This is a genomic window from Alteromonas sp. AO-Serp (assembly GCF_017849675.1).
GTDB lineage: Bacteria > Pseudomonadota > Gammaproteobacteria > Enterobacterales > Alteromonadaceae > Alteromonas > Alteromonas macleodii.
Genome location: NZ_JAFLMX010000091.1, coordinates 1 through 1,527, shown reverse-complemented (window position 1 = coordinate 1,527; position 1,527 = coordinate 1). Strand labels below are relative to the sequence as shown.

Annotated in this window: 1 protein-coding gene and 1 pseudogene; one reads left to right on the top strand and one right to left on the bottom strand. The window is 43.7% G+C overall.

Annotated elements, in window-relative coordinates; translation table 11 throughout:
• Positions 1 to 165, top strand: a pseudogene (locus QVA83_RS07445) (elongation factor P-like protein YeiP); the annotation flags it as partial.
• Positions 166 to 266: 101 nt separating this feature from the next.
• On the opposite strand, the gene QVA83_RS07440 reads toward QVA83_RS07445, so the two are convergent.
• A complete protein-coding gene (locus QVA83_RS07440) occupies positions 267 to 1,235 on the bottom strand; it encodes a carbohydrate kinase family protein (protein ID WP_014951072.1) in 969 nt (322 codons plus the stop codon).
• Between the last annotated feature and the right edge of the window lie 292 nt (positions 1,236 to 1,527).

Genomic DNA, 1,527 nt, shown 5'->3' with positions numbered 1-1,527 from the left:
GAGACAGACCCATCTATTAAAGGCGCCTCTGCTACGTCTCGAACCAAGCCTGCCACGCTTTCAACCGGACTGGTTGTACAGGTGCCTGAATACATCAGCACTGGCGAATGGATTAAGGTAAACACCGAGGAACGCAAGTTCCAAAGTAGAGCGGATAAGCACTAAGCAACCAATACATCAGCTGACGCCACCTTTGCCGGTGCGCAGCGATTGAAGAAAAAAGGGTTCATTTTGAACCCTTTTGTTTATCTTAAGATAATCGATACTTATTTAGCGATATTAGCCTGCGTTGGCAATGCGCTAAACGCACCATACTGCGTTACCGTGTAAGCACCACAGCGGATAGCAAATTCCGTAGCTTCGCTTACATTCTCGAAGTTCTCCGCCCACGCGTCGAAGTCATCAGCGCTTTTCACTTTTGTAGATAGGAAATATAAGAAGCCACCAATAAAAGAGTCACCCGCTGCCGTCGTGTCTTTTACATCCATTTTAGGTGACGCTAACGTGCCGCTGAAGGACTTGGTAATATAGTGAATGGGCTCACCACCATCGGTGACTAGCACCACTTTAACGCCACTATCTAACCACTGCTGAACCTTTGTATCAGCATTTTCTTCGCCATATAGCTCTGCGAGTTCTTCTCGGCTAGCCTTTAAAACAGACACTTTCTTTGCAGCTTCATCTATACGTGACGGCGCATTCGCCGTGTCATCCCAAAACGCTGGGCGATAGTTAATATCCAAACACACCATCATGCCGTTTTCCTTCGCCTTGTTCAGAATAAACTCGGTACCAGGAATAAGTTCAGGGCCTGAAATAGAACCTGAGCAAAAATGAAGCACTGTATTTTTATCACAATCTATCGTCGACAAATCTTGCTCTGAAATGTGTTTATGCGCGGCATTATCAACATAAAAATCAAAAGAGCGTTCGCCGTCTGCATCCAAGTTTACAAATGCCAGAGCCGTATTACCTTCTTGTGTAGTCCACACGAAGTCAGTGTTTACTTTGTAATGCTCTAGCATTTCTTTAAGAAACGCGCCAAAAGTATCGTCACCTACTTTCGAGACCATCGCACTCTCACCACCTAGCTGAGCTACAGCGACTGCCACATTAGCAGGTGCACCACCCGCGTAGGGCTGGAAAGGTTTCATTGCTGGTATGTTGCCATCTTTGGGCGCAGCACCTTGGCTTAACATATCAATTAGCACTTCACCTAAACATAAAATCTTCATACCAGCCTCACTTAACAGAATTTAAAAATTGCAGCTTACCTATGCACAGTTCGCGCAAGGTTAACGAATCGTTAATTAATTGGGGCATAGTATTGTCGAAAGAATCAATTAAATCAACCTAATTGATTTAACCTTTTGCGCAAAAATCAACGGGTGTGATAGGGTTGACCTAGTACTGTCGAATAAAGTTATGTCTGAACAAGTACCTACACCATTTCTTAAATTTGATACACGGCTAGGTTGTTATTACACTCTAGCTTCTTAAAACGATAGATTGTAAATACATTGAATA

Coding starts and splice junctions, on each gene's coding strand:
- QVA83_RS07440 (WP_014951072.1), bottom strand. CDS start 1,235: ATGAAGATTTTATGTTTAGGTGAAGTGCTAATTGATATGTTAAGCCAA.